Raw genomic sequence first — 7,082 nt, 5'->3', positions numbered from 1 at the left:
CAACGACGCCAACGTCCTCTGCCTCCCCGCCGACCTGCTGAGCGAGGAACTCATTCGCCGAATGGTTGACGTCTGGCTCACCACGCCGTTCGAGGGCGGCCGGCACGCCCGGCGCATCGCCAAGGTCATGGCCGCCGAGCGGTATTTGGCCTCGCGCGACGCGCCGCCGCCCGACGAACCGGAAAAAAAGAAAACCCGGAAAAAGAAAACCTGCTGACTCGCGCCGCGTTCAGGTCGGCAGGGCGGACAGGCTTTCGGTCGCTCCCACCAGCACCAGAACGTCCCCTTCGCGGATCTTGGTGTGCGGCATCGGCAGGTCCAGGACCTGCTCCTCGACGATCTCTTCGCCTTCGGGCGTCTGTTTCTTGACCGGCCGCTTGATCGCCACGAGGTTCACTTCGTATTTCTTCCGCAGATCGATCTCGTCCAGCGTCCGGTCCTGCCACGCCTCCGGCGCCCGGATCTGAACCAGGCCGTGCCCCTCCGACAACTCTACGTGATCGATGATCTGGGGGTTCGTCAACTGGCTCGCCAGCCGAACCGCCATTTCCTCTTCCGGAAAGACGACCTGATCGGCCCCGATGCGGTCGAGGATCCGGCGCTGGATGTCGCTGGAGGCTCGGCTGATGACACGGCCGACGCCCAGGCTCTTCAGCGTCGCCGTCGCCAGAGCGTTCGCCTCGAAATCCTCCCCGATCGCCACGATGGCCGCGTCCACCTTATCCACGCCCTGGCTCTTGAGGGCCTCGGGTTCCGTGGCGTCGAGGCAGACGGCCAAGGCCACCTCGTCGCGAACGCGCTCCACCAGCGCCTCGCGCGTGTCGATGGCAATGATCTCGTGGCCGGCGTCGGTCAGTTCCTTCGCCAGACGTCGGCCGAATCGCCCCAGTCCGATTACCACAAAGCGTTTCATACCCCATCCTCCTTGCCCGCCGGTCCCCGGCACACCGGACGCCATTATGGCCCGGCGCCGACGCCCCCCACAACCCTAAAGTGCAATCCGGCCGGCGGCCCGCCGTTACGAGATCGCCACGTGCTCCGTCGCGTACGTGTAGTGCACCCGCTGCGCTCGGCCGTGCATCGCAACGAACAAGGTGAGCGGCCCGACGCGGCCAATGAACATCGTCACGACGATCAGGATCCGGCCGAATGTGTTCAGGAGCGGCGTCGCGCCCGTCGAGAGGCCCACGGTCCCGAACGCGCTGGTCGTTTCAAACAGCACGTCCAGGAATGGGCACCGCGCCCCTTCCGCGAACCCCCACGCGGAGAGGATCATGCTGACCGTCGCCACCCACACGACGCCGACCGCCATCACCGTCAACGCCCGCTCCACAATGCCCCGCTCGAGGCGGCGCCGGAAAGCCTGAGGCTCCTGCCGGCCGCGGAGTGACGACCAGATGCCGCACACAATCACCGCCACCGTCACCGTCTTGATGCCGCCGCCCGTGGACCCCGGCGACGCACCGATAAACATCAGCACCACCGTCAGGAACTTCGTCGGCGGCGCCAGTCGGCTTGTGTCCGTCGTATTGTAACCTGCCGTGCGCGCCGTCGTCGCCAGGAACCACGCCCCGCTCAGTCGCTCGGTCCACGTCCTGCCCATCGGCGGCGCCTCCGCGCCTGCCGCCGCGGCTTCCTCCGGCCCGGCAGCGGCGTCCACCGTCGTCGCCGTCGCCCGCCACGCGTCCTCGCGCCCGGGGAACGTCTCCAGAACAAACACCAGCCCCGTCCCGCCGACGAGCAGCACCGCCGTCGTCACCAGGGCGAACTTGCTGTGCAGCGTCAGCCGCCTCTTCGCCAACAGCGCCTGGCCCCACGACAGCAGGCCATAGCGCACCAGCCTCGCGCCGTTGTAGAGAACCATAAACCCGATGCCGCCCGAAATAATGAGCAGCGGAAACACAAGGTTCACTTGCCACGTCGAACGGTACGACATCAGGTTGTCCGCATACAGGCTAAAGCCCGCGTTGCAGAACGCGCTGATGCTGTGAAAAACGCTGTACTGAATGCGGTCCGAGAGGGCGACGGCGGCCCCCTGAGCCGTGTGATCCCAAAGGCCCGCGAGCAGCACCGCTCCCGCCGCTTCCACACAAACCGTCGTGATCAAAATAAAGACAATGATCCGCCCGACTTCGGACAAAAGGTCGTGGGTCAGCACCTCCTGCATCATCACCGACTCGCGGACCCGCATCCCGCGCCACAGGAGCAGCGCGAACACCGAGCCGAACGTCATCAGCCCCAACCCGCCCAACTGGATGAGTGCGAGAATCACGTACCGCCCCAGCGGGGCCCAATGCGTCCCCGTGTCCACGACCACCAGACCCGTCACGCACACGCCGCTCGTCGCCGTAAAGAGGGCGTCGGTGAAACTCGTCGCCGGCTCGCCCGGCGCCGTCGCCACCGGCAGAAGCAGAAAGCCCGTCCCCACCACAATAAGCGTCAGAAAACTCCCGACGAACAGCAAGGCCGGCGGCAAACGCAGCGTCGCCAGGAACTGGTTCAGTTCCACCAGCCGCACCACCAGGCTCAGCACGATCGCCACCTGGGCCGCCCGCCGAACCCACACGGCCGGCTCCGGCACCTTCCCCGCGTACAGCAGCCCGACCGCTGCGGCATACGCGCCCGCCAGGGCGAAGTGGAACCATCGCGACCGCAGAACCTCCGCCCGCTCACGCGACAGCAGAAGCCCCAACAGCGGCTCCAACAAAAGCCCCGCCAGCGCCGCCGCCTCCACGGCATGGAGTACCCGCTTCGTCTCCGCCGATACCTGGAAACCGTACTCAATCGCCAGGCTCCCCACCGCCAGGACGACGACCGGCACCATCACCGTGACGATGTACGGGCGCGCTCGCCTCACGGCGCCCTCAGGATTTCGCAGAAGGCTGGGTCGCTCACGCGTCAGAAGGGTTTCTCCGGAACGGGGCCCCCGGGCCGAGGCCATTTAAGACTCCCGGCGCCCGCCTGTCAAGGAATTGGCCGCAGGGGGCGCCGACCGCCCGCTCCTAATCGGTCGGTGCGGCGTCCGTCGCCTCGTCCGCCGCTTCCGTCGCCGCAGCGAACGGCGAATGCTCTTCCCCCACGAGGCCCATATTCTCCAGCGCCAGCATGAGGCTTGCCTCGACGGCCTCGGCGCCAGGCTGACGCTCCAGGGCGCTCTGGTACTCTTCCACGGCCAGCGGCCAGAGCCCGCGGTCCGCGTACACCAGTCCCAGACGGTAATGCAGGTCCACGTACGCCGGTTCCAGGTTCACCGCCTGGGAGAGCGCCTCGGTCGCCTCCTCCAGCCGGCCCGCCTCCCAGGCTGTCAGCCCCAGTTTGACCAGCGCTTTGACGTAGGTCGGGTTCAACCGCGTCGCCGCCCGGAACTGCTCCAGCGCCTCCTCAACCTTCCCCGCGCTCTTCAGGAGCAGCCCGTACCGATAGCGGTAGTCCGGGAAATCCGGATGGGCCGCCACCGCGTCGGCGTGTTCCCGAAGTTCCGTTTCGAGCACCTCCGACGCCGTCAGTTCGTCCACCACGGGCTCCATGACCGCGGCCGGCACGTTCAACTCGCGCCCGAGCGCCGCCGACAGGCTCGAACGCAGCGCCAGACGCGCCGTCTCCTGATACAGGCGCGTCGAACCCGGCTCGATGCGCGAGGCCATCTCGATCGCCTCGTCCGCCTCGGCGTTCATCCCGATCTGCCGGTACGCCACCGACAGGCCGACGTAGGCCTCCAGGTAACCGTCGTTCACGCGCGTCGCCCGTTCGTAATGGGCGACGGCCTCGTCCGGCCGGCCCAACTCGACCAGCACCTGGCCGCGCAGGACCAACGCATCGAGATACCGCGGGTTCATCGCCAGCGCCTGTTGCAGGCGATACTCCGCCTCCTCCAGGTCGCCCGTCAGCACCAGCAGCCTCGCCGCCCGGTAATGCATGTCGGGATAGTCCGGGTGAAAGTCGAGGACGCGCCGGATTTCCGCGAGCGCCTCCTCGTGCATCCCTTGTTCTTCGAGGCAATCGGCCAGATGGCACCGCGCCTCCCAGTTGTCCGGTTCGATGAGGATCGCTTCCTGATACTCGGCGATGCCGGCCGCGATGTCGCCCCGGCGAACTTCGAGCGACGCCAGGTTCATCCGGGTTTCAAAATCGCCGGGGCCCTGACGCTTGAGCGTCGTATAATGCTTGACCGCCTCGTCCAGGTTTCCTCGCACCAGTTCCAGCGCCGCCAGCCGCTGCCGCGCCGCTTCGTGCATCGGGTCGGCGGCCAGCGCAGCCGTGTAGTTCGCCGCCGCCTCGTCCGCCGATCCCCGCCGCTCCTGGAGTTGCCCCATCACGTACCGCACCGTCGCCGTCTGAAGGCTGCGTTCGGCCACCGGACCGAGGAGTTCGACGGCTCGGGCCGGGTCCCCCAGGTCGCTCACCGCCGCTGCCAATGCCACCCGCGCATCGTCCAGCGCCGGGTCAAGCCGCACCGCCGACTCCAGCGCCTGCCGCGCCGCCGCCAGACGGCCCAGTTCCATCTGCTTCAGGCCCAGCGCGAGCCACGCCTCCGCACGCCGCGGCGATTCCTGCACCCCCGCCTGCAGCGCCTCCAGACTTTCGTCCGAGGGGGTTTTAAGGAACTTGCTCAGATACCCCGTGAAATCGCCGGCCAAGCCCCGCCCCAGCAGCCGAAGGAGGTAACTCATCCGGCACCCCCTTCCGCCGCCTCCGCAGGATGCTGCGCAAGCGCCGCTTCCAGGCGCTCCAGTCCGTGCCGCGCCTCCTCGCAATCCGCCTTCACCTCGAGCGCCCGCCGATAGGCCTCCGCTGCATCCCGCACGCGCCCTTGCTCGCGCAGCAGATGACCGAGACGCAGATGCGCGTCGAGCCATTGAGGCTCCAGTTCGGTCACCGTCAGGCATCGCTCGGCAGCCCGCGCCGGCTCTCCGCGCTTCTCGTACAGGCGGACCGCCAGCAGACAGGCCTCGACGTACCGCGGGTTGAGGGCGAGCGCCTTTTCGGCTGCCTCGATCGCGCGGTCGATCTCGCCCAGTTGCTCCGCCACCAGGCTCATCCCGAAGTAAAGGTCGGGATACGCGGGATTCCGCGCAATCAGGCGCCGCAGCGCCTGCCTCGCCGCTCTGAGCACCTCGCGCTTGCGGGGATCCGACGCCTCGCGCCCGGCGATGAGCGCTTCGGCCATTTCAGGCTCGCGCGCCACGAGGCTCTCCACGAACGCCGCACACCGGCGAGGTTTCGGCGGGCGACGCTCCGGTTTCGCGCCCCCCTGCACGAGCGACTGTTCCCCGAGCCGAAGAAGACACTCCAGGTCCGCCGGCATTCCATCCGTCAGACCGGCCGCCTGGCGAAGCGTCTCAACCGATGCCGCCGTCTTGCCCGCCACCGCCCGAACGAGGGCCAGGTCCCGAAGGTAATCGAACCGCATCGGCTCCTGGGCCGACGCCCGCGCCAGGTGCCGCTCCGCCGACTCATAGTCCTCCGCCCCCGCAAAGAGGAGGCCCAACAGGTGCTGCAGCGACGCCGTCACCTCCGCACGCGAAAGACCCGCCTGGAGCACCTCACGCGCCTGCGCCAACCGGCCGGCGCGCGACAGCCATGCCGACAGTTTCTGATGCGCCCCGGCCGCGCGCGGGTCCGACCGCACCCGCTCGCGCAGACGCTCCTCCGTCGCATAGTCGTGACGTCGCAAACCCATCGTCCCCTTCACCCCTCTCGTCCGGTTACGGCACAACCAGAGCGGAGAAGCCTGCCTTGCTCACGCGCTGGGCCAGACTCAGCGCCTCCGCGTAGGTCCGCGCGTGACCGACGCGGACCGTGTGGAGCCGACGCGCTTGCTGCTGTGTGACGCTGACCTCCGGCGCGAAGCCCGCCGTTCGCAACCGCGACGCTTCGCGCTGGGCTCCTTCGCTCGACGTGTACGCCCCCGTCTGCACCGTGAATGCTCCGGCCCGATAGCGGCGGCGCGCCTCGGCCGCCGCCGGCGTCCCGGAAAAGTTCTCGATCACGTAGGCCAGATACCGGTCGGCCGTGGACCATCGCCCGACCTGCTGAAGACTGATCGCCAGCCGCAGGACGAGCCGGTCGAGCGGCACGCCGTCCGGCGGGTCCCCCAGCACCCCGCTGTACGCCCGGACGGCATCCCAGTCGCGGCCTTCCTCAAAGTGCAGATTTCCGGCGGCCACCTGCGCGTAGGCCGGGCTCGGGGGCGGCGCTGCGGCCCGCGTCGCACGCTGAAAGTCCGCGAGCGCCTCCGCACGACGCGAGAGACGCACCTCGGCCAGACCCCGGTAGTAGTACACCTCGCCCCGCGCCGGCGAACTCGGATGCGCCGCCAGGAACCGCGTGAAAGCGTCCACCGCCTCCTGCCAGCGCCCCGCCTCGAACGCCGCCCGGCCCGGGTTGAAATCCTGCTGCGCCTCGCGGGTGACGCTGCTCGCGCACCCGGCTACGGCAAGGAACCCCGCCGCCGTCAGGATGACCCACGCTCGATGCACCTTGGACCCCCTCGCCTCGCCGGGGCGCACCCCGCCCCCGTCCGAAAGACACCATTCCCTGGGGATAACATCGTCCCCCATGCAGGCCAGCCTTGAGGCAAAAGAAGGGCTGAAACGCCTTATCGGACCATTCTTCGCATCCACCTCACAACGACAGGAAACGCGTCGCCTGACATTGCCGTTGAGCCCAAAGGGCTCGGACAATAAAGCCCAGGGCAACGCCCTTGTCTTTACCCACATCTTCCAGGGATGTGAGTAGGGGCCGTTCAGGCGGCTTCAGCCGCCTTTGCGCCGCGAAGCGGCGTGTAGGCCGGGGGTTTTACCCCCGGCAGGCGGGAAGTGCCATGACTGTTTGTTGGTTGTTTGGATGTTGTTTCAGCCCGCTTCTAGCGGGCTTCCTCCTGGCCGAAGGGAGAACGGGAAGCCCGCTGAAGCGGGCTCCGGTGGAAAAGAAAACGGTCGTTGGGGAACCGGCCGTCGGTTTACCGGCCCTAAAAGGGCCGGTCTAGACCCCGCTTCGCGGGGCGAAGGCCCCTGGAAGGGGCCTGAAACGGCAACTGCATGATCCGCGATGCGTTGAAAAATGTGGGTAAAGACAAGGCC

Annotated in this window: 6 protein-coding genes; 1 reads left to right on the top strand and 5 read right to left on the bottom strand. The window is 68.0% G+C overall.

Annotated elements, in window-relative coordinates:
* Window positions 1-217 (top strand): RpiB/LacA/LacB family sugar-phosphate isomerase (locus NTX40_05515; protein MCX5648540.1); only part of this gene is annotated, 217 nt, incomplete at its 5' end.
* Between the two features lie 12 nt (window positions 218-229).
* On the opposite strand, the gene NTX40_05510 is transcribed toward NTX40_05515, so the two are convergent.
* The 5 genes from NTX40_05510 to NTX40_05490 all read right to left on the bottom strand — a co-directional run bounded on the left by NTX40_05510 (window position 230) and on the right by NTX40_05490 (window position 6,560).
* Window positions 230-913: a TrkA family potassium uptake protein gene (locus tag NTX40_05510; GenBank protein MCX5648539.1), complete on the bottom strand. Its 684-nt coding sequence runs from the start codon at window positions 911-913 to the stop codon at window positions 230-232.
* A gap of 105 nt (window positions 914-1,018) precedes the next feature.
* On the bottom strand, window positions 1,019-2,857 hold the full coding sequence (locus tag NTX40_05505) for a Trk family potassium uptake protein (protein ID MCX5648538.1): 1,839 nt from the start codon (window positions 2,855-2,857) through the stop codon (window positions 1,019-1,021).
* A 145-nt stretch (window positions 2,858-3,002) separates the two neighbouring features.
* Window positions 3,003-4,670 (bottom strand): tetratricopeptide repeat protein, encoded by a 1,668-nt coding sequence (locus NTX40_05500; GenBank protein MCX5648537.1) that lies wholly within the window; start codon window positions 4,668-4,670, stop codon window positions 3,003-3,005.
* The gene (locus tag NTX40_05495) at window positions 4,667-5,680 is read right to left on the bottom strand and encodes a tetratricopeptide repeat protein (GenBank protein MCX5648536.1); all 1,014 of its coding nucleotides are present in this window, start codon (window positions 5,678-5,680) and stop codon (window positions 4,667-4,669) included. The genes NTX40_05500 and NTX40_05495 overlap by 4 nt, the downstream gene beginning before the upstream one ends.
* A gap of 25 nt (window positions 5,681-5,705) precedes the next feature.
* Window positions 5,706-6,560, bottom strand: a complete 855-nt coding sequence (locus tag NTX40_05490) for an SPOR domain-containing protein (GenBank protein MCX5648535.1) — start codon at window positions 6,558-6,560, stop codon at window positions 5,706-5,708.
* Window positions 6,561-7,082 lie beyond the last annotated feature (522 nt).

The organism is Planctomycetota bacterium, assembly GCA_026387035.1.
Lineage (GTDB): Bacteria > Planctomycetota > Phycisphaerae > FEN-1346 > FEN-1346 > JAPLMM01.
The sequence above is the reverse complement of the archived record's forward strand: the minus strand, read 5'-3'. Positions and strand labels throughout refer to the sequence as shown.

Bases quoted from the DNA above. Each gene is read 5' to 3' on its own strand.
- NTX40_05510 (MCX5648539.1), bottom strand. From the start codon at position 913: ATGAAACGCTTTGTGGTAATCGGACTGGGGCGATTCGGCCGACGTCTG.
- NTX40_05500 (MCX5648537.1), bottom strand. From the start codon at position 4,670: ATGAGTTACCTCCTTCGGCTGCTGGGGCGGGGCTTGGCCGGCGATTTC.
- NTX40_05495 (MCX5648536.1), bottom strand. From the start codon at position 5,680: ATGGGTTTGCGACGTCACGACTATGCGACGGAGGAGCGTCTGCGCGAG.
- NTX40_05490 (MCX5648535.1), bottom strand. From the start codon at position 6,560: ATGGGGGACGATGTTATCCCCAGGGAATGGTGTCTTTCGGACGGGGGC.